Raw genomic sequence first — 20,710 nt, 5'->3', positions numbered from 1 at the left:
AAAGCGAGAATCCGGCCGGTAACCGGCGGGCGGGAATGGAGCATATGGCACCGTTTCGGGCAATGCGCGCTAACTATGGAACCACAATCGTGATGGGCGGCCTTGTGCCGCGCGCGCGCCTCTTCGATAAAGAGGGCCCCTAGCAGGCTTTTTGAAGCGGACATGTCAGACACCGACGTTTTGATCATCGGCGCCGGCCATAATGGCCTCACTTGCGCGGCCTATCTCGCCATGAGCGGGTTGCGCGTGAAGGTGGTCGAACGACGTTCGGTAGTTGGCGGCGCCGCGGTGACGCAGGAGTTTCATCCCGGCTTCCGCAATTCGGTCGCGGCCTACACTGTCAGCCTGCTCAACCCACAGATCGCCTCCGATCTGAAGCTTGCCGAACACGGCCTGCGGATCGTCGAGCGCAAGGCGCAGAATTTCATCCCAGCGCCGGACGGCAGCTATCTCCTCACCGGCGAAGGCCGCACGCAACAGTCGGTTGCCAAGCTCAACGCGCGCGATGCCGAACGGATCGGCGCGTTCTCGCATGAGCTCGAAGTCATTGCCGACGTGCTCAGGGATTTCGTGCTGCGTTCACCGCCGAACGTCGTGCAAGGTTTCGGTCTCGGCGCGATCAGCGAAGCCATCAATGCGCTCGGCACCGCCAGGATTCTCAACGCACTGACCATCGAACAGCAGCGCGTATTGCTCGATCTGTTCACCTGCTCCGCCGGCGAGATGCTTGACGACGTTTTCGAGCATGATCTGGTGAAGGCATTGTTCGGCTTCGACGCCGTGGTCGGCAACTATGCGAGCCCCTATGCCGCCGGCTCGGCTTACGTGATGCTGCACCACGCCTTTGGCGAGGTGAACGGCAAGAAAGGTGTCTGGGGCCACGCCATCGGCGGCATGGGCGCGATCACGCAGGCCATGGCCGCCGCGGCGCGCTCGCACGGCGTGCAGATCGAACTCGACAACGGCGTCCGCGAAGTGCTCGTGGAGAACGACAAGGTCGTCGGCGTCATCCTCGACAATGGGGAGAGTATCCGCGCGAAATATGTCGCCTCCAACGTCAATCCGAAGCTGCTGTATACGCGGCTGATGCCAGCGGATGCGCTGCCCAAGCCATTCCTCGATCGCATCCGCAACTGGCGCAATGGCTCCGGCACATTCCGGATGAATGTCGCGCTGAACGCCCTTCCCTCGTTCACCGCGCTGCCCGGTAACGGCGATCATCTCTCTGCCGGCATTATCATCGCGCCGAGTCTCGCCTACATGGATCGCGCCTGGCTCGATGCGAAGCAACACGGCTGGAGCCGCCAGCCGATTGTCGAAGTGCTGATCCCCTCCACTCTTGATGACAGCCTCAGCCCACCGGGCCAGCACGTCGCCAGTCTCTTTTGCCAGCATGTTGCGCCTACACTCCCGAACGGCGCATCGTGGGATGACCATCGGAACGAGGTCGCCGATCTGATGATCAAGACGGTGGACGACTACGCACCCGGCTTTGCCGCCAGCGTTATCGGCCGACAGGCACTATCGCCGCTCGATCTGGAGCGCGACTTCGGCCTGCTCGGCGGCGACATCTTTCACGGCGCGCTCAGCCTGAACCAGTTGTTCTCGGCCCGCCCGATGCTCGGCCATGCGGATTACCGCGGACCGCTGAAGGGCCTCTATCATTGCGGCTCCGGCGCACATCCCGGCGGCGGCGTGACGGGCGCGCCCGGTCACAATGCGGCCAAGGCGATCCTCAGGGACCACCGGGCGCTGTTCGGCTGAGGACATCCTGTGGATAAGCCTGTGAACAGGCGGTGGATGATCCCTGAATAAGCCTGGGCGGAAGCTCGGGAGGACGGCGGTATAATCGGCTTACAACCCTGTGCGCAGCCGCTGTATCGCCCCTGTATCCCCGCCGGTATAAACCCTGTACCAAGCGCGCCTCAGCTGTGCAGAGCCTGTTTACAACGCCACCCGGACCCGCGATGACCACGCCCCAAGGAACCAGCCGCGCCACCTTTGCTGTCGGCGACGAATTCAGCGCCAAGCGCATCGTCGATCTCCTCACCGAGAGTTTCGAGGAAGGCCAGGCCGCGATCGCTGCATTCGAGAGCCCCGAGGGCCGCTGGGACGTCACCGTTCATTTCGCCGATCCGCCGGACGAAGTGTCGATCCGCGACCTCGTCAGCCTCGCCTCGGACGACACCGTGGCGGCAAGCATCGTGTTCGACAGCATCGAGGCCAAGGACTGGGTCAAGGAGAGTCTCGAAGGCCTCGTTCCCGTGCGAGCCGGCCGCTTCATCGTTCACGGCCAGCACGACCGCGACAAGGTGCGCCCCAATCAACTGGGCATCGAGATCGAAGCGGCGTTGGCTTTTGGCACCGGCCATCACGGCACCACGCGCGGCTGCCTCATCTATCTGGATTATGTGCTGCGTGCGAAGGCGCCGAAACGCATGCTCGATCTCGGCACCGGCACCGGCGTGCTGGCCATCGCTGCCGCGAAGGCCACCAAGCGCCGCGTGCTGGCGACCGATATCGACCCGATGTCTGTGAAGGTGGCGCGCGAGAATATGCGGCTCAACGGCGTCGGTAATCTCGTCGATACTGTTTGCGCAACGGGCTTTTCCTCGCCGGCTTTCGGCGATCGGGCGCCGTTCGATCTGATCCTCGCAAACATCCTCGCCAATCCACTCCGCGCGATGTCGACCGACATGAGCCGGCATCTCACGCGTAATGGAATGGTGATCCTGTCCGGGCTTTTGCCGCATCAGGCGATGAGCGTGATCGCCGCGTATCGCGCCCGCGGGCTGGTGCTCCGCAAGCATCAAATCATCGAAGGCTGGAGCAGCCTTCTTATGCAGCGAACAGGCTGATACGCCATTCGTCATTTTCCGAACTCCGGAATAACGACGGGCGATCTGGCTAAAGCTGACGGCGGAGTTTGCTACTTCGGGGGCGGCACGTCGCGGCGACGGAGCGTTGCATTTTCCAGCCGTTCGACGCGCGTCACGCGGGCTTCGACGAAACGGCCCAGAATCTGGATGATGCCGCTGCGTTGATGCGGCTGACTGGGCGGCGTCTGGGTGGACTGCACCTGGGTAGGCTGGGAATGGCCAAGCGTGGCGGGTGGCGAAATTTTCTCGAACGTAAAAGCAGGCATTGTGTATCCCCTCTTCGTTGAGTTGAGACACTCTGAATGGCCAAGCATCGCACCGACAACACAAGCCGGGGGACGTGGTTCCATCCGGTTGAACACAACCATCAGCTTTCAAGCATAACTTGTGCCAAATCTGCGCAACCCTGCCCCTCGATTGCAGGCCTGACAGCGCACCCATAGGATGATCCCGCGATGTTCGAAGCCCATTTCCAGACGTTCGAAGAGCCCGAAAGCGGCGTGGCGCTGACTGCGCGGCTGGCCGCATTTCGCGAGGAATTGCTGCGCCGGAAACTGACAGGCTTCCTGATTCCCCGCGCCGATCAGCAGCAGAACGAATATGTGCCGCCCTCCGACGAGCGGCTGGCCTGGCTCACCGGCTTCACCGGATCCGCCGGCATGGCCGTGGTGCTGCTGCAGGAAGCCGCCGTGTTTGTCGACGGCCGCTATACGCTGCAGGCGGCCAAACAAGTCGATGTGAACGCGTGGAGCATCCAGTCGCTGGTCGAGCCGCCGCCGGAAAGCTGGCTTGCCGATCACCTCAAACCCGAAGATCGCCTCGGATTTGATCCGTGGCTGCACACTTCTGCGGCAGCGGAGCGGCTGGCTACCGCCTGCGCCAAGGCCGGCGCTGAACTGGTGGCGGTCGACAGCAATCCGCTCGATTCGGTGTGGGCCGAGCGCCCGGCGCCGCCGCTCGGCGCGGTATCGATTCACCCACTCAACTATGCCGGCGTTTCCGAAGCCGACAAGCTCGCCCAGATCCGCGGCGAGATGGAGCGCCTGCGCGTCGATGCGCTGGTGCTGTCGGATTCCCATGCGGTCGCCTGGGCCTTCAACATCCGCGGCGCCGACGTCTCGCATACGCCGCTGCCGCTGTCCTATGCGCTGGTGCCGAAACACGGCCGCCCGCAGATCTTCGTCGATCATCGCAAGCTCTCCAACAGCACGCGCGACCATCTGGAAGTCTCGGCCGATGTGCAGGAGCCGGATGCGCTGACATCGGCGCTCGCAGAGCTCGCTGCCTCCGGCGCGTCCATTGCGCTCGACAATGCGACCGCCGCCGATGCACTGAGCCGCTTGATCACAGCCGCAGGCGGCAAGCCCGTGCGCGGCAATGATCCCGTCGCGCTGCTGAAGGCCGTGAAGAATCCCGTCGAGATCAAGGGCACGCAGACCGCGCATCGCCGCGATGCTGTGGCACTGGCGCGCTTTCTCGCCTGGATCGACCGCGAGGCGCCGAAGGGCAAGCTCACCGAAATCGACACCGTCGAGGCGCTGGAGACATTCCGCCGCCAGACCGGCGCGCTGAAGGATGTCTCGTTTCCGACCATCGCCGGCACCGGCCCGAACGGCGCCATCGTGCATTACCGCGTCACCCGCAAGACCAATCGCCGTATCGCGCTGGGCGATCTGCTGCTGATCGATTCCGGCGCGCAATATGAAGACGGCACCACCGACGTCACCCGCACCATCGCCATCGGCGAGCCGACCGACGAGATGCGCGATCGTTTTACGCGCGTGCTGCGCGGCCATATCGCCATTGCGCGCGCTGCGTTTCCCGATGGCACGACGGGCGCGCAGCTCGATACGCTGGCGCGCCAGTTCCTCTGGCATGCCGGCCTCGATTTCGCCCACGGCACCGGACACGGCGTCGGTAGCTATCTGTCTGTGCATGAAGGCCCGGCGCGGATCTCCAAGCTCGGCACCACGCCGCTCAAGCGCGGCATGATCCTTTCCAACGAGCCCGGCTACTACAAGACCGACGCCTTCGGCATTCGCATCGAGAATCTCGAACTGGTGGTCGAAGCCCATATCGAGGGCGCCGAGCAGCCGATGAATGCATTCGAGACGCTGACACTGGCGCCGATCGACCGCCGGCTGATCAATACGCATCGCATCAGCAAGCGCGAGCTGAAATGGATCAACGACTATCACGCCCGCGTCCGCCGCGAGGTGATGCCGCTGCTCGATGATGAAGCGACGCGCGTCTGGCTCGAAGCAGCGACCGAGCCGCTGACGCAGCCGCAATAGCGAGAGAACAGCCACCACGTGAATTACAGCCCGCCTTTTCCAAAAGTCGACACCGTCGACCTCTCCAAATCGCGGGTGATGCTGCTGTTGCTGGTGGTGATGACCGGCATCGCGCCGATCTCGCTCTATATGCTGGTGCCGGCGCTGCCCGAACTCGCCCGCACCTTTGGCGCCGATATCTCGATCGCGCAGATGACGGTGTCGCTCTACATGGTCGGCCTCGCTTTCTCACAGCTCATCATGGGGCCATTGTCCGATAAATTCGGCCGGCGCCCGGTGCTGCTTGCCGGTCTCGGCTTGATGGTGATCGCCGGCATCGGCTCGAGCTTCGCGTTCACGCTGCCGCAACTGATCGCCGCGCGGTTCTTCCAGGCACTCGGCGGCGCAACGGGCATGGTGATGAGCCGCGCCATCATCAGGGATCTCTATCCGCGCGAGCGTGTCGGCGCGATGATCAGTCTCGTCATCGCCGTGATGATGATCGCACAGATGCTGAGCCCGCTGGCCGGCGGTCTCTTGGAAACCGGCTTCGGCTGGCGCGCGATCTTCTATGTGGTCACCGCATCCTCGCTGGTCGTCACACTGGCCATCGCATTTTTTCTGCCGGAGACGAGACGGCGCGCTGCCAGCGATAGCGGCGGCGGCGGCTTCATCGCGGACTCCCGGGTGCTGCTGCGCAGCCGGACCTTCATCGGCTATCTCCTGTGTTACGTCGTGGCCTCCTGGATCATCTTCACCTTTGCCGGCGGCGGCCCCTATGTGGTCGTTACGCAGATGGGCCGGACATCCGCCGAATATGGCGCATGGTTCGCGACCTCCGGCCTCGCTTACCTCGTCGGCAATCTGTGTTGCGTGCGCTTCGCGCCGCGCCGGACCATCGAACAACTGATCTGGTTCGGCCTCGCGCTGCAATTCGGCGGTGCCCTGCTCAATGTGGTCTGGGGCCTCACCGGGCTGAACCAGAATCCTGCCTGGCTGTTCCTCACCCATATGATCGTGATGTTCGGCAATGCCTTCGTGATGTCGAACGGCGCTGCCGGCGCCCTCAGCATTCGCCCGCAGGCCGCAGGCACGGCATCCGGCATGATGGGCTTCCTGCAGATGGGTCTGGGCTCGCTGTGCTCGCAATTCGGCGCCTGGCTGGGCGGCCATTTCGCAACACCAGTGCCGCTGAACATCGCGCTTGTCGTGCTGTCCTGCGGCTGCGCAGCCGCGATGATCTTCCTGGTCCCCCGCCGCAAGACCGTGGTGACGGAAGAACTGATCGAACAGGCCGAAGGCGAAGAGAGCGGGTTGTTGTAGGCGCCTTTTCTCTCAACGTTATGGCCGGACGGCGCGAAGCGAACTTCGCGATGATCTCAGACCTTTCCCCACGTCATGGCCGGGCTTGTCCCGGCCATCCACGTCTTCCTCTTTTTGCGGCCAAGACGTGTATACGCGGGACAAGCCCGCGCATGACGGCTGAGTATGCGATGACGGCTGCGCGTCGTTGCCTATTCGAATTTCAAACAGCCACTGCTCTGCAGACATGCGTCATCGCCCCCATTGTTAGCGGCGCGGGGGCGCCGTCGTCTTTTGCATTCCCACCCTCCCTTGAGAGGGCGTGCGGAACGCCGGGTGCCCGTTGCACCCTTGGGCCTGATGCGAATGCGGTCTTCCGCAATTGTGAGTGCATCAGGACTTTCGGAGGCGCCGAGCAAGTGCCCGACGTTCCGCATACGGTGTTTTTTCAGCCTGCTTGCACTTTGCCTTGGCGAACGGTCCGATCACCAAAATGATGGTCCCACGGCGGAGGGACAGGGAGCCTCAAGCGAGTAAGCCGAACGCGTTTTGATTTGGTCGTCCGTCACACTGTCCAGGGCTCTTTCGATCTCAAGACCGGCCGTGTCCTTGCCAGTGGCAGTGCTGGCGCAGATCCGTCCTGCCCGAAGACAGACGTCACCCATGAACCGCGTGACGCCGCATCTCCGGCGTCCACCGCATCCCACCCCGCGAACGTGACGATCGCGATCGCCCCTCTCGGTGGGGCAGGACGGAGGGGAATATAAACCTGATGAGGATGTTGTCAACGGAGGCTAGGAAAAAATGTTTGGGCGCTGTCCTACTGCCCCACACTGTCATTCTCCGGCAAACCAATTGGTTTGCCTGAGGGCGCGAGGAGACGCCGAAGGCGGCGTATCGCGAACCCGGAATCCCGACATGTTCAGCGCAAAACACTCTGAGATTCCGGGTTCGCATTGCAGCGGCTTCGCCGCTTTCATGCGCCCCGGAATGACGAGTGTGGATCGAGGTTCGTGCTCTGCCGGCTTCGCCGGCGACGCGCGCCCCGGAATGACAGTGGAGAGATGAGCGCCCCGCAATAGCGGCCGACCGCACCTACCCGCCGATCAGCGCCAACCACTCATCTTCCGTGAGCACCGCGACGCCGAGCTCGCGCGCCTTGGTGAGCTTCGAGCCGGCATCCTCGCCGGCCACCACATAGTCCGTCTTCTTCGACACCGAGCCTGCGACCTTGGCGCCGAGGCGCTCGGCGCCGGCTTTGGCTTCATCACGCGTGAACTTGGTCAGCGAGCCCGTGAACACCACCGTCTTGCCGGCCACCGGCGTATCGGTCTTGGCCTGTGCGACATCGAGCACCTCGATCTCACCGAGCAATTCATCGAGCGCCTTGACGTTACGCTTCTCGGCGAAGAACTCGACGACCGCGTCCGCGACGATTTCACCGACGCCGTCGATGGCGTTGAGATCGGAATAGGCTTCAGACGTATTACCTTCCGCGCCCTGCCCCGCAGCAGCCGCCAGCATCGCATCGCGGAACGTTGTGAATGATCCATAGTGTCGCGCCAGCAGCTTGGCATTGCCTTCGCCGATATGGCGAATGCCGAGCGCAAAGATCAGACGATTGAGCTCGATCTTGCGGCGATCGTCGATGGCGGCAAACAGATTGCGCACCGAGGTCTCGCCGTAACCTTCACGGTCGCGCAGCTTCTTGGTGTTGCGCTCGTCGCGCTTTTGCAGCGTGAAGATATCGACGGGATGCATGATGATCCCCTCGTCGTAGAATTCCTGGATCTGCTTGTCGCCGAGGCCGTCGATATCGAAGGCCAACCGCGAGACGAAATGCTTGAGCTTCTCGACCGCCTGCGCCGGGCACACCAGCGCGCCGGTGCAGCGCGTGACGACTTCGTCATTCTCGCGGATCGCATGGCTGCCGCAGACCGGACACTTGGTGGGAAATTCATACGGCTTTGCGCTCTTCGGACGCTTGTCGAGGTCGACATTGACGACCTGCGGGATGACGTCGCCGGCGCGTTGCACGATCACCGTGTCGCCTTCGCGAATATCGACGCCGTCGCGCAGCGGCTGGCCGTCATTGCCGATGCCTTTGATGTAATCCGCATTATGCAGCGTGGCGTTCGACACCACGACGCCGCCGACCGTAATCGGCGTCAACCGCGCCACCGGCGTCAGTGCGCCGGTGCGGCCGACCTGAATGTCGATCTTTTCCAGCACCGTCGTCGCCTGCTCGGCCGCGAATTTATGCGCGATCGCCCAACGCGGCGCGCGACCGGCGAAACCGAGCCGTGCCTGCCAGTCGATGCGATCGACCTTGTAGACGACGCCGTCGATGTCATAGTCGAGCTTGGCCCTGATCTCGCCGATGCGGCGATAGAAGGCGAGCGCATCGTCGACGCTCCTACACAGCGTGATCTCGGGATTGACCGTGAAGCCGGCATTGCCCAGCCACGCGATCATCGCATGCTGGGTCGGCTGATCCATCGGATAGTCTGACATTTCGCCCCAGGCATAGGCGAAGAATTTCAGCGGACGAGACGCCGTGATTGCCACGTCCTTCTGGCGCAGCGAGCCGGCCGCGGAATTTCTGGGATTGGCAAAGACGGTGTCGCCAGCCTCTTCCTGCTTCTTGTTCAGCGCGAGGAAGTCGCTCTTGAGCATATAGACCTCGCCGCGCAATTCGCAGGCGGTGGGGATGTGCTTGCCCTTCAGCGTCGTTGGAATGTCCTTGATGGTGCGGACATTGGCCGTGACGTCCTCGCCGGTGAATCCGTCGCCCCGCGTGGCGGCGCGGATCAGTTCGCCATTCTCGTAGCGCAGCGACAGCGACAGGCCATCGATCTTCGGCTCGGCGACGATGGCCGGGATTTCATCGAGCTTGAGGAAGCGCTGGATGCGCTCCACGAATTCGGTCACTTCCTCATCGCTGAACGCATTGCCCAGCGACAGCATCGGCACCACATGCTGCACCTTGGCAAAGCCGCGCGCGGGCGCTGCGCCGACCGTCTGTGTCGGCGACGCGCCGGTGACAAGATCGGGGAATTTGGCCTCGATCGCCTCGACCCGGCGCCGCAGCGCGTCATACTCCGCATCCGACACCGTCGGCGCGTCGTCCTGATAGTAGCGCTTGTTGTGCGCCTCCATCTCCAGCGACAGCCGCATCAGCTCGATCTTGGCTTTGGGCTTCGTGAGCGTGGAGATGTCGGGGGGAATTTTTGCGGGTTTTGCCATACGCGGTCACCGATGTTCGTCATGGCCGGGCTTGTCCCGGCCATCCACGCCTTGAAGCGCTGTTGTAAAGACGTGGATGCCCGGCACAAGGCCGGGCATGACGGAGTACAATGGTGAAACAAGGCACACGTCGCGGTTCCGGGTCCGCTCGCAAGCGCGAGCGCCCCGGAATGACGTTCAAATCAGGCCGCGCCCTTGAGCAGCCGCTCCGCCGCGGCCCGTGCTTCGGCGGTGATCTCCGCACCCGCCAGCATACGCGCGATTTCCTCGCGGCGGTGATCCTCCGCCAGCGTGTTGACGCGGGTGGCCACGCGCTTGCCCTTGTCGAGGGCGTCCTTGGAAATCAGCAGATGCTGGTCGGCGCGCGCCGCCACCTGCGGGGCGTGGGTGACGGCCATCACCTGGACCTTGCCGGCGAGCCGCGCCAGGCGGGCACCGATGGCGTCGGCCACCGCGCCGCCGACCCCCGTGTCGATTTCGTCGAACACCAGCGTCGGTGCCGAGCCCTTGTCGGACAGCACGACTTTCAGCGCCAGCAAGAAGCGCGATAGTTCGCCGCCGGAGGCGACCTTCATCATCGGGCCCGGGCGGGTGCCAGGATTGGTCTGGACCCAGAATTCGACGCGGTCGATGCCCTGCGGGCCGGGCGCCTGCGCATCGCTATCGACCTGGGTGATGAACTTGGCGCGTTCCAGCTTGAGCGGCCCGAGTTCGGCGATCACGGCCTTGTTGAGCTTCTCTGCGAACTTGACGCGCGACGCCGAGAGCTTGGTCGCCGCAGCACTGTACTTCTTGTCGGCCTCGGAGGCCGCGGTTTCCAGTCCCTTGAGCTGGCCGGCGCCGGCATCGATGGTGGCGACATCGGCAAAGTATTTCGCGGCCAGCGCGGCGAGCCCGTCGACCGGCGTCGAATATTTCCGCGCGGCGCCGCGCAGCGCGAACAGCCGCTCCTCGATGCGCTCGAGTTCGGCGGGATCGAAATCGGCGGCGATGAGCGCAGCGCTGAGATGCTGGTCGGCCTCTTCCAGCGCGTTGATGGCGATGTCGATCGCTTTCACCGCGGGCTCGACCAGCGACGGTGATGAACCGGCGCGGCGCTCCAGCCGGCGCACGGCGGCGGCCAGAGACGAGATCGGCGAATGATGGCCGGACACGGCCTCCTGCGCCTCGCGCAGATCGGCCGCGATCTTCTCGCCCTGCATCATACCGGTGCGGCGTTCCGCAAGCTTGCTCTCCTCGCCGTCCTTCGGGTTGAGCTTCTTCAGCTCATCCGCAGCGTGGCGCAGATAATCGGCATCGCGGGCGGCGCGCTCCATATTGGCGCGATGGGCTTCCAGCGCCGCATAGGCGGTCTTGCGGGCGTCCCAGAGCGTCTCCAGCGCGGTGACGTCCTTCTCCAGCCCGGCGAAAGCGTCGAGCAGCCGGCGATGGGTGGCGGCGTCCACGAGGGCGCGCTCGTCGTGCTGGCCGTGGATCTCGACCAGCGCCGCGCCGACCGCCTTCATGGTCTGCACGGAGATCGCCTGATCGTTGATGAAGGCACGGGTGCGGCCGTCGGCGAGCTGCACGCGGCGCAGAATCATCTCGCCGGAATCGTCGTCGAAGCCGTTGTCCCTGAGAATCGCCAATGCCGGGTGGCCCTTGGCCAGGTCGAACACGGCCGTCACCTGGCCCTGCTCGACGCCATGGCGCACGAGGCCGGCATCGCCGCGGCCACCGAGGGCCAGCGCAAACGCATCGAGAAGAATGGATTTGCCGGCGCCGGTTTCGCCGGTCAGTACTGCAAGACCGCGGGAAAACTCGATATCGAGCCGTTCGATCAGGACGATGTCACGGATCGACAGACGGGCCAGCATGGGAGGTCAATTCCTAACCGAGGCCAAATCTCTTGAAGGCCTTGCTCAGGTAAGACCCCTTGTTCTCGCTCGGCTCGAGACCGCCGGACTTTACAAGATTGTAGGCGTCTTTGTACCACTTGCTGTCAGGAAAGTTGTGGCCAAGCACGGCGGCGGCGGTCTGCGCCTCGCCGACCACGCCGATCGCCATATAGGCCTCGGTCAGGCGCATCAGCGCCTCCTCGACGTGACGCGTGGTCTGATACTGCGTCACCACCGTCTTGAAGCGGTTGATGGCGCCGGTGTAATTGCGCTTGTCGAGATTATAGCGGCCGATTTCCATTTCCTTGCCGGCAATCTGGTCGCGTGCGCCTTCCAGCTTCTTCTTCGCCGAGGTCGCATATTCCGAGGTCGGATATTTGCGGACCACTTCCTCGAGCGCAGCCATCGCCTTTTCGGTACGGCCCTGGTCGCGCGAGATGTCCGGAATCTGGTCGTAATGCGAGGCGGCGATCAGATACTGCGCATAGGCCGCATCCGGGCTGCCGGGATGCAGCGTGACATAGCGTGTCGCCGAGCCGATGCAGGTGTCGTAGTCGGCGGATTCGTAGGCTGCATAGGCCGACATCAGCAACGACTTGCGCGCCCATTCCGAATACGGATGCTGACGATCGACTTCCTCGAATTTCTTCGCGGCGGCCTTCGGATCCTTGTTCTGGTTCATGAGGTACAAGCCCTCATTGTAGAGTTTGTCGGCGGGCTCCTCGACGAAGGTGTCGTCCTTGGTGCCAAACTTGTCCCAGATCGCGCCGGTGCCGCAGCCGCTCAGCGGCACGGCCAACACGATGAGGCCCGCGGCAAACCGCGCCTGGCGGCCGAAACGGGTGAGCAGTGAACCACTGGATTCAAGCGTAATGCGCTGTGCCGACATATATCTGAGACCTGACGCCTTCATGCGGTGTCTGCGCGGTACGCGCACAATCACGGACCAACCGGATACGCGCCCGCAGCTTCGCTTGACCGCGTGCTCTATCTACCCGAATGACATCCGTTAACCAACCGGATACGGAGCCATTTCGCCCGGATTAAGGCGAAGGATGTGGAGATACAGGCGGTTATGGTTACCGGGGATGTCCCGATGCACGCAAAGGTCCGCGCTCGCGCAAAAGCGCAATGCAAAATACCGGCAGTAGGTAGAAGGAGGCCAAAAGCCCGATCTTAGGAAACGTCCGGGCCGAAGGCCGGGGCGATCATGCCGCCAAGCATGCCCGACGTGACATCGGCGCTGGCGCGGCCGCGGCGGACAGGGACGGCATCGGCTTCGACGATCTTCCAGGCGGACCGATCGGCCATCAGGGCGCGGAGCACGGCATTGTTGAGCTTGTGGCCGCCGCGCACCGAGCGGTAGGCACCGAGGATCGGCAGGCCGGCCAGTGCCAGATCGCCGACGGCGTCCAGCACCTTGTGGCGGGCGCATTCATCGCTGTAGCGCAGGCCTTCGGTGTTGAGCAGCTTGTCATCGTCGAACACGACGGAATTCTCGAAGGATGCGCCGAGCGCGAAACCGGCGCTCCAGAGACGGGCCACGTCGTTCATGCAACCGAAGGTACGTGCACGGGCGATATCGCGGCGGAAGGATTCGGGATTGAGATCGAGCACGTAGCTCTGGCGGCCAATCACCGGATTGGCGAAGCTGATTTCGACTTCGGCGCGGAAGCCCGCAGCGTGGGGGCGGATTTCGCCGAACGAGTCACCGATGGCAACCTGCACGGGTTTGAGAACCTGAATGAAGCGGCGACGGGCGCCCTGCTCCACAACGCCGGCCTGATCGATGGCGGCGACGAAGGCGGCTGCGGAGCCGTCCATGATCGGCACTTCTGGTCCATCGACTTCGATGGTGGCGTTGTCGATGCCCATGCCGCGCAGCGCAGCGAGAACATGTTCGGCGGTGGAAACGATTGGGCCTTCACGATCGCCGAGCACGGTGGCAAACTCGGTGGCGATAACGGATTTGGCGTCGGCCTGGATTTCGCGATCAGCACCTTCAAGACCGGTGCGAACAAAAATATAACCTGCATCGACGGGCGCAGGTCCAAGCGTGAGACTGACAGGCTTTCCGGAATGGACGCCGACACCGGTAACGGTGGCTTGCGATCCAAGCGTTGTCTGTCGGCTGAAAGTCATAAGGTACCCACCCAAGTAGCCTCTCGTCATGAGAGGGACTCTCTCAGTCGAACCTTGCGGCCTCCTGAGTCCCCGAGTCGCAGTCACATTAACCCCTGCCACAAAGTGCGCCAACTCACGCTTTTTTACCGATTGTTACCCCACCTTTGCCGCAATCAAGCCAGGGGTTTACCAATATTTCTGCCGGTTCCACGTCTGTTTCGAACCTTGGCAGAGCGCGTCGGTAAAGATTAATGACTTACTATCAATAGGTTAAGAAATCCTGCGCCTTTTGGCGGCTGTAACAAACGAAAGCCCCGGCTGATAGAGCCGGGGCTTCTGTCGTCGTCACGATTGTAACAAAGGTCAGCTGGTCTGGCGGCGCAAGAAGGCCGGGATATCCAGATGGTCGTCGCCCTGTGGCGCCGGCGCAACAGGTGCCGGGCGACCGTGCGAATCGAGGCCCTGCGGAGCCGGGCGGCGGGCGTATTCGGACACCGGTGGCTCGTTGCCCATCTGCTGGGCGACGCTGCGCTGTGGCTTACGCTCGGGCAGCGGCGGCATCGGAGCCATCGGCGGGGCCGACGGACGACCGGAGACCGGCGCTTCCGTTTCCTCGTCGCGGCGGCCGAGACCGACATTGGCCAGACGCTGCAGCAGCGACAGACGAGCCTTCTGCGGTTCCTCTTCCGATTCGCCACGCGCCTGACGGATCTCGTTCTGGGCCGGCATCGGCAGTTCTTCGAATTTCGGCATCCGCGGAGCGCGCAGCGGAGCACGTTCGGCCGATGGCGGAATGAACTGTTCGGGGATCGGCGCTTCGACAGGGGCTTCCTGACGCGGCGCTTCCGGGAACAGCGAGGGCTTCTGCGCGATCGGACGTACCATCACGTCGCCATACTGCTGCGGCGCAGCGGCTTCCGGAGCCACGGCAGCGGCGATGGCGGCGAGCGCGGCACGCTCATGGCTGGTCGCCGGCGCACGGGGCGCAGCAGCAGGCGCCGGACCGCCGGCAGACTTGGCAGCCGCTGCGGCAGCGAGACGCTGGTTGTCAGCGCGAAGACGCGCGGTCAGATCGGCCAGGCGGGCATCCGGAGCGCCGTTGCCAGCAGGAGCAGCAACGGCCGAGGTCACGGTGGTGACCGGAGCCGAGGAATTGCGGGCCAGCATGGCCTGCTCGATGCCGGTGGCGACGACCGACACGCGGATCACGCCATCGAGGCTCTCGTCGAAGGTGGCGCCGACAATGATGTTGGCGTCGGCATCGACTTCTTCGCGGATACGGGTCGCGGCTTCGTCGACCTCGAACAGGGTCAGGTCCTTGCCGCCGGTGATCGAGATCAGCAGGCCGCGGGCGCCCTTCATCGAGCTATCGTCGATCAGCGGGTTGGCGATCGCAGCTTCCGCTGCGGTCAGCGCGCGCTTCTCACCGGTAGCTTCGCCGGTGCCCATCATCGCCTTGCCCATCTCCTTCATGACTGCGCGCACGTCGGCGAAGTCGAGGTTGATGAGGCCCTCCTTGACCATCAAATCGGTGATGCAGGCAACGCCCGAGTAGAGCACCTGGTCGGCCATCGCGAAGGCGTCGGCGAAGGTTGTCTTCTCGTTGGCAACCCGGAACAGGTTCTGGTTCGGGATGATCAGCAGCGTGTCGACCACCTTGTGCAGCTCGGCAATGCCGGCTTCGGCGGTGCGCATGCGGCGCTGGCCTTCAAAGTGGAACGGCTTGGTGATCACGCCGACGGTGAGGATGCCCATGTCGCGCGCGGTCTTGGCGATGACGGGCGCTGCACCGGTGCCGGTGCCGCCGCCCATGCCGGCGGTGACGAACACCATGTTGGCGCCGGTCAGGTGATCACGGATTTCGTCGATGACTTCCTGCGCGGCGGCAGCGCCAACGTCGGGCTGCGAACCGGCGCCGAGGCCCTGAGTGACCTGCGTGCCCATCTGCACGATGCGCTGGGCCTTCGACATGGTCAGCGCCTGCGCATCGGTGTTGGCGACGACGAAATCGACGCCCTGCAGACCGGCGGTGATCATGTTGTTGACGGCATTGCCGCCAGCGCCACCGACACCGAACACGGTAATGCGGGGCTTCAGCTCGCTGATATCAGGAACGTTGAGATTGATGGTCATGAGGTTGCCTCTCGATTACGCGCGCGTTGTGTGGTCATGCCATTGGCCGGTGGCCGATGGCGTCGGAGATGGAAAAAGCACTGGCCGGAAAAATTTCATCAGAAGCCCTCTCGAAGCCATCGTCCGACCTTTCCGAAATAACCGTCACTGGTCGCTGTCTTGAGCTGCCGCGTATGCCGCGGTTCGACATGTTCAAGATGAGCGAATTGCGGATAGACCAAGAGGCCCGACGGCACCGCGAACGAAGCGCTCTTGGCTTCATTGGGCAGCCGGCCGAAGCCGAGTGGTCGTGCAATGCGAACGGACCGTCCGAGGATCTGGCTGCCGAGTTCGGCGAGGCCCGTGAGCTGCGACGCGCCGCCCGACAGCACCACGCGTGCGCGCGGTTCTGCAGCGAAGGGCGAATCCGCCAGCCGGTCCCTGACCATCTCAAAAATCTCCTCGGCACGCTGACGCACGATGTTCGCAATCGTGGCGCGGGACACGACCTGCGGAAAATCGCGATCGTTATCACCAGCCGTCGGCACGTTCATCAGTTCGCGCGCATCGGAGCCACCCGTCAGCACCGTGCCATATAACGTCTTGATCCGCTCGGCATCCGCGATGCAAGCACCGAGTCCGCGCGCAAGATCCATGGTGATGTGTTGCCCGCCGACCGCAAATCCCGAGGCATGCACGAAGCGTCCGCCGGAATAGGTCGCGATCGTTGTCGTACCTGCGCCCATCTCGACGACGGCAGCGCCGAGATCGGTCTCGTCATCGGTGAGAACAGAGAGACCTGCGACATAAGGCGCCGCAGCCATGGCTTCGACATTGAGATGGCAGCGCTCGACGACCAGCATCAGGTTACGTGCGACCGTCGCGTCCGCAGTGACGACATTCATATCGACGCCGAATTGCGAGGCGACCATGCCCTTGGGATCGCGAATGCCCTTCACGCCATCGAGCGAATAGCCGACCGGCAATGCATGGAGCACCGTGCGGCCCGGCGGCGTTGCGTGGCGCATGCCGGTCGAGGTGACACGTGCGATATCGGACGCCGTGACGGCGCCGCCCTTGATATCGGCTGACGCTTCAATCAGTTGGCCCTGCAGGCGACCGGCCGAGACCGACAGCAAAACGGATTCGACGCGAACCTTGGCCATACGTTCGGCCAGCGCCACCGCCTGACGGACGGCCTGCTCGGCCTCGCCCATATCGACGATCGCGCCGGACTTGACGCCGCGCGACTGGATCTGGCTGTAGCCGATCAGTTCAACCGCATGGCTGCGGCCGCGCAGGGCTTCGTTCGGCGCCGATGGCCGCAGACGCGCGATCATGCACGCGATCTTGCTGGTGCCGACGTCCAGCGACGCCACCAGCGCGGTGCGGTTGGCCGCCATCTGACGCGTTTTCGGCGCCTGGTTGCGATCGAGACCGGTCATGCCGCGCCAGCCTTCTTCTTGGACTTGTCTTGTGCCTTGAACAGGTCTTCGCGCGCCTTCGCGGCGTCTTCCGACAGCCGCACGGTCAGCCGATCCGATAGCCGCATGTCGATGGCGACGATGTCACGCGAGAACAGGCGATCTTCCTTGTCGAGCTTGCTGAGCATGGCCAGCGCGTTGCCGACGTCGATTTCCGGGAGGCGGATGTCGAGGCCATCCTTCAGGCGGAGATTCCAGCGGCGCTCACCGACAAAGATCGCAGCCTTGGTGACCGAGCGGACCTGCGGGTAGCGATCCAGCAGCGCGAGAAAATCCCTGGCGTTGCTGTCGGCGCCCTTGCCCACCACCAGCGGCAGCGACATGAAGCGGCGCGACACGTAGTTTTCGAGAACGGCACCGTCATCGGCGATCACCGAGAGACGACCGTCCTCCTGCCACAGCGCAAAGGCCGTGCGCTCGGTGACATCGATCTGCAGACGGTTCGGATACAGCTTCAGCACATTGGCGTCAGCAATCCACGGATTGGCCTTGAGCTTGTCGCGAACAGCCGCGGCATCGAGGAAGAACAGCGAGGAGCGACCATTGACGCCGCCGATGGCCAGGATCTCGTCCTGGGTCAGCTGCTTGCGGCCGTTGAGAATGACGGAGGCAATGCGGAAGCCGGCGGCATTGGCCGCGGCATTGCGCGTATCTTGGAAAGCGGCGACGACTTCATCGACATGGCCACCCTTGACCACGCCGAACGCAACGCTGCCCGTCAGCATCAGCACGGTGGCCGCAATGCCGACGCGGCGCGGCACGTAACGCTCGAGCATTGCGATGAAACGATTGGAGCTCTGTTCGCGGACGGCAGGCTTGGCGGCACGAAAACGCGCCCAGAAGCGGGCGAACGGGCTCAGCTGCTCACGCAGCAGAATGCCTGCCCCAAGGGCAGCCATTTTAAGATCAGCTTGGGGCCTCAAGGGTCGCACCGACCGAGAGAGGCGTCCTCCACCATCCATACCACGAGCTCGTCACAGGTTATGCCCGCATTGGCGCGGGGCCAAATCACAGGCCATGACACGGGTGACGTCTCGGTCATGCCAGAATGGATTCAAGCCTTTGAAAAAGGCCGGTTTTCCATCGATACGCGTCGTCACGGAATCCCCGCAAAGCTCACGCCTCGGCAGCCAAGCGCAACACGCGCCGCCAGCGTTAACCTTCGGCCTTCCTGGTAAACAAAGTGTAAAGGGGATGGGCGCAGAGCGCGATTTGATGCGGCTGTGGAAGACTTTAGCCGAGGTGTGGCTGACGTGCCCGAGGGAACTGCGGCAGCTTCGTGGCCGGCGTCGCCGGGTTGCCGGAATTAACGCGGGTGATCGGGTGCTGCGGCAATGCTAGCGGTTGAAACTCCGTCATGCCCGGCCTTGTGCCGGGCATCCACGTCTTCGCAGCGAAGTAAGGCGTGGATGGCCGGGACAAGCCCGGCCACGACGGAGCGAGATGGCAGACCGCCTACCCACCTGCCCGCTTCACCGCCAGATCGATCTGCCCGTTCAGGAAGTCGACGAAACTGATCCCCTGCGCGTTCAGCGCCTTGGGATAGAGCGAGGCCTTGGTCAGACCCGGAAGCGTGTTGGTCTCCAGATAGACTGGGCCTTTGGCCGACACGATGAAGTCCGACCGCGAATAGCCGCGGCAGGACATCGCCCGGTGCGCCTTGACCGCGAAATCCATGATCGCTGCCGCAATCTCCGGCGTGAAGCGGCCCGGGCAGATCTCCTGCGTCGATTTGGCGAGATACTTCGCCTCGTAATCGAAACCACCGTCGGCCGGGATGATCTCGATCGGCGGCAATGCGATCAGCGAGCCATCGGCCTGCTCGAGCACGGCGCAGGTGGCCTCAACGCCGGCGACGAACGGCTCAATCACATAGTCCTCGGTCTTGGCCGCATTGCGCACGGCGACGAGATCCTGCTTCGCATTGACGAACATCAGGCCGTAGCTCGATCCATCACGCGCGGGCTTGGCGATCAGCTTGCCGTATTCGGCGAGTGCGGCTTCCATATCGTTCAATGCGACACCTGCCGCGATCGGCACACCCGCGATGGCCGCGAAGCGCTTTGCGCCGACCTTGTCGAAAGACAGATTGGATGACGCTGAGCCGGAACCGGTGAACGGGATGCCGCGCATTTCGCACATCACCTGCAGCTCGCCATTCTCCGCAGCGCCACCATGCATGCCGAGCACTAGCACACGGTTCTCGGCTTGGGCCTTGTCGAGCGCCTGCGTCAGCACGCCGATGCTGCTGCCACCGGGCTTGAACGGATCCTCGAACGGACGATCATGGGAGAGCAGCGCCGTGCCCGATGTCTCGTAGACGCGGTCATCGGCATCCCAGAACCACAGATCCGCATCGGGCAACGCGCTGTGCAGCGCCTGTGCGGAGGCCACCGACACCAGGCGCTCCTTGTTCAGGCCACCAAACATGATGGTGATCCGCTGAGGTCTCGCCTGCTCCGTCATCGTGTCGTCTCCGAACCCATCCGCGAATCGCGCCTTTACCGACAAGGCAATAGCATCACGCTAGCCGAGTCATATAATGCCTTGTCGGAGGCGGTTTTGCGAGCCCGCCCCGCGGTGACATGGAAGCGACCTGATGATCAGAGCCTGGCTCGAACTCTCTACCTTCGGCATCTTCGCGACGCTGGGCACCATCTATTACGGAGTCGCACTGATCCTCGTGGGGCTGACCTCCAGCCGGCTGCTGTCGACGCGGCTGAGGTCCATCCACGGCATCGTCGCGCCTTTCTTTTCCTCGGTGGCCATCCTGTTCGGCCTGCTCACGGGCTTCCTTGCCAGCGACGTCGGCGACCGCAACCGCCAGGCCGTCCGCGCCGTTCAGATCGAGGCCGGCGAGCTACGCAACATCCATACGCTGAGCGTGGCATCGGTCACTGACATGTCCAACATACGCGCCGCGCTGAAGGCCTATGTGACATCGGAAGTGACGGAGGAATGGCCGGCAATGCTTCTCGGCCTGAAGTCGCCGCGCACCGATGTGGCCTATGACAGCCTGCTGCGCGAAATCAGCGATCCCGCCATCACGCGCGACGCCAGCAACACAGTGCATGGGGCGCTGATGGGCGCCTCGATCCGCGCCGGGACCGCGCGCAACGACCGGCTCAGCCTGTCGACCGACCACACCAACGATCTGAAATGGACGTCGGTCCTGCTGCTCGGGCTGATCACGCAACTGGCGCTGGCGCTGGTGCATTTGGAACGTCCGCGGGCCATGCTCGCGGCGCTCACGGTGTTCGCCAGCGGCGCCATCGTCGCGCTCGGCATTATCGCGCTGCAGGAACATCCGTTCGACGGCGCCTTCCGCGTCGCCCCTGCGCCACTGGAAAATCTGCTGAGCATCAGCGAGGCCGGGCCTGCGTCGGCACTACCGCCACCGCCGAAATAGCAGC

14 protein-coding genes are annotated in these 20,710 nt (G+C 63.6%); 5 read left to right on the top strand and 9 right to left on the bottom strand.

What is annotated here, in order from left to right; genetic code table 11:
• Positions 1–162 precede the first annotated feature (162 nt).
• On the top strand, positions 163–1,764 hold the full coding sequence (locus RSO67_RS26970) for an NAD(P)/FAD-dependent oxidoreductase (RefSeq protein ID WP_315841339.1): 1,602 nt from the start codon (positions 163–165) through the stop codon (positions 1,762–1,764).
• A gap of 203 nt (positions 1,765–1,967) precedes the next feature.
• The gene (locus RSO67_RS26965; protein WP_315841338.1) at positions 1,968–2,858 is read left to right on the top strand and encodes a 50S ribosomal protein L11 methyltransferase; all 891 of its coding nucleotides are present in this window, start codon (positions 1,968–1,970) and stop codon (positions 2,856–2,858) included.
• Positions 2,859–2,929: 71 nt separating this feature from the next.
• On the opposite strand, the gene RSO67_RS26960 is transcribed toward RSO67_RS26965, so the two are convergent.
• A complete protein-coding gene (locus tag RSO67_RS26960) occupies positions 2,930–3,145 on the bottom strand; it encodes a hypothetical protein (RefSeq protein WP_120289308.1) in 216 nt (71 codons plus the stop codon).
• Positions 3,146–3,334: 189 nt separating this feature from the next.
• Here RSO67_RS26960 and RSO67_RS26955 point away from each other — a divergent pair, with 189 nt between their 5' ends.
• Together RSO67_RS26955 and RSO67_RS26950 are read left to right on the top strand one after the other, a co-directional pair.
• Positions 3,335–5,173, top strand: a complete 1,839-nt coding sequence (locus RSO67_RS26955; protein ID WP_315841337.1) for an aminopeptidase P family protein — start codon at positions 3,335–3,337, stop codon at positions 5,171–5,173.
• 78 nt (positions 5,174–5,251) lie between these two features.
• A complete protein-coding gene (locus tag RSO67_RS26950; protein WP_315844374.1) occupies positions 5,252–6,475 on the top strand; it encodes a multidrug effflux MFS transporter in 1,224 nt (407 codons plus the stop codon).
• Positions 6,476–7,549: 1,074 nt separating this feature from the next.
• On the opposite strand, the gene ligA is transcribed toward RSO67_RS26950, so the two are convergent.
• From ligA to RSO67_RS26910, 8 genes are all read right to left on the bottom strand, one after another.
• Complete coding sequence (gene ligA, locus RSO67_RS26945; protein ID WP_315841336.1) at positions 7,550–9,700, bottom strand: NAD-dependent DNA ligase LigA; 2,151 nt, start codon at positions 9,698–9,700, stop codon at positions 7,550–7,552.
• A gap of 182 nt (positions 9,701–9,882) precedes the next feature.
• Positions 9,883–11,556, bottom strand: coding sequence for a DNA repair protein RecN (recN, locus tag RSO67_RS26940; protein WP_315841335.1), 1,674 nt, complete (start codon positions 11,554–11,556; stop codon positions 9,883–9,885).
• A 13-nt stretch (positions 11,557–11,569) separates the two neighbouring features.
• Positions 11,570–12,466: an outer membrane protein assembly factor BamD gene (locus tag RSO67_RS26935; RefSeq protein WP_315844373.1), complete on the bottom strand. Its 897-nt coding sequence runs from the start codon at positions 12,464–12,466 to the stop codon at positions 11,570–11,572.
• A gap of 287 nt (positions 12,467–12,753) precedes the next feature.
• Entirely contained in the window at positions 12,754–13,719 is a 966-nt protein-coding gene (gene lpxC, locus RSO67_RS26930) for a UDP-3-O-acyl-N-acetylglucosamine deacetylase (protein ID WP_315841334.1), read from the bottom strand.
• Between the two features lie 345 nt (positions 13,720–14,064).
• Positions 14,065–15,834: a cell division protein FtsZ gene (ftsZ, locus tag RSO67_RS26925; RefSeq protein WP_315841333.1), complete on the bottom strand. Its 1,770-nt coding sequence runs from the start codon at positions 15,832–15,834 to the stop codon at positions 14,065–14,067.
• A gap of 98 nt (positions 15,835–15,932) precedes the next feature.
• Positions 15,933–17,258 carry a cell division protein FtsA gene (ftsA, locus tag RSO67_RS26920; protein WP_315841332.1) on the bottom strand — a complete coding sequence of 442 codons (1,326 nt, stop codon included), beginning with the start codon at positions 17,256–17,258 and terminating at the stop codon, positions 15,933–15,935.
• Positions 17,255–18,259 (bottom strand): cell division protein FtsQ/DivIB, encoded by a 1,005-nt coding sequence (locus tag RSO67_RS26915; protein WP_315841331.1) that lies wholly within the window; start codon positions 18,257–18,259, stop codon positions 17,255–17,257. Before RSO67_RS26915 ends, ftsA begins: the two co-directional genes overlap by 4 nt.
• A gap of 493 nt (positions 18,260–18,752) precedes the next feature.
• Complete coding sequence (locus tag RSO67_RS26910) at positions 18,753–19,763, bottom strand: D-alanine--D-alanine ligase (RefSeq protein ID WP_315841330.1); 1,011 nt, start codon at positions 19,761–19,763, stop codon at positions 18,753–18,755.
• A gap of 133 nt (positions 19,764–19,896) precedes the next feature.
• Here RSO67_RS26910 and RSO67_RS26905 point away from each other — a divergent pair, with 133 nt between their 5' ends.
• Positions 19,897–20,706 (top strand): hypothetical protein, encoded by an 810-nt coding sequence (locus RSO67_RS26905; RefSeq protein WP_315841329.1) that lies wholly within the window; start codon positions 19,897–19,899, stop codon positions 20,704–20,706.
• Positions 20,707–20,710 lie beyond the last annotated feature (4 nt).

The organism is Tardiphaga sp. 709 (genome assembly GCF_032401055.1).
Lineage (GTDB): Bacteria > Pseudomonadota > Alphaproteobacteria > Rhizobiales > Xanthobacteraceae > Tardiphaga.
The sequence above is the reverse complement of the archived record's forward strand: the minus strand, read 5'-3'. Positions and strand labels throughout refer to the sequence as shown.